The sequence below is a fragment of the Pseudomonas sp. K5002 genome, assembly GCF_013386655.1.
Classification (GTDB): Bacteria; Pseudomonadota; Gammaproteobacteria; order Pseudomonadales; family Pseudomonadaceae; genus Aquipseudomonas.
Window position 1 is genome coordinate 7,662 of the sequence record NZ_JACARK010000125.1, and the last position, 797, is coordinate 8,458.

The following is a 797-nucleotide window of genomic DNA, read 5'->3' on the forward strand; positions in this document are numbered from 1 at the left end:
ACCAAGCAGCAACTGGACAGCGTGACCCAAAGCGACTCGGCGCTGGACGAGCAGATCAACGTGCTCAAGGGCAGCCTGCTGCTGTCCAAGATCCTCTACAAACAGAAGCAGGCCCTCCCGCGCCTGACCGTGGACCGCGACCTGGCAGATGACATCGCCAACATTCGCCTGTACCAGTTCGAGGTCAACCAGCAGCGCGAACTGATCAGCACCCCGAGCACCTACGTCGACAGCTTGCTGGCCAACCAGCCGGCCGACCAGGTGACGCCACAACTGCGGCGCACCCTGCTGGAACTGGCGATCACCCGCAGCGACCTGCTGGAACGCTTGAGCCGGGAACTGAGCGCACTGCTCAACGAATCCATCACCCTGCAACTGAACCAGAAACAACTGCTGAGCACCGCCACCACCTTGCGGGCGACCCTCGACGAACAGATGTTCTGGATTCCCAGCAACAAGCCGCTGGATACCGAATGGCTGGAAACCGTACCGGCGCACCTGAGCAAACAGGTCAATACCCTGCCGTGGGCCTCCAGCGTCAGCGAGCTGTATGACGGCCTGACCCAGCGCCCGCTGCTGTTCCTGCCCCTGCTGTTGTTGATCGGCGCGCTGCTGTGGCGTCGCAGCTACCTGTATGCCCGGCTGAAAAAAATCCATATGGACATCGGCCACTTCAAACGCGACAGCCAGTGGCACACGCCGGTGGCGATCCTGGTGAATATCGCGCTGGCGATGCCGGTGGCCCTGGGCCTGGCACTCTGCGGCTATGCGTTGCAGATCGACGCCCGCGGGCAAAA

General features: G+C 62.2%; 1 pseudogene. It reads left to right on the forward strand.

From position 1 onward, the window contains the following. Positions 1 to 797 (forward strand): annotated as a pseudogene (locus HX846_RS39490) (mechanosensitive channel MscK); the annotation flags it as partial.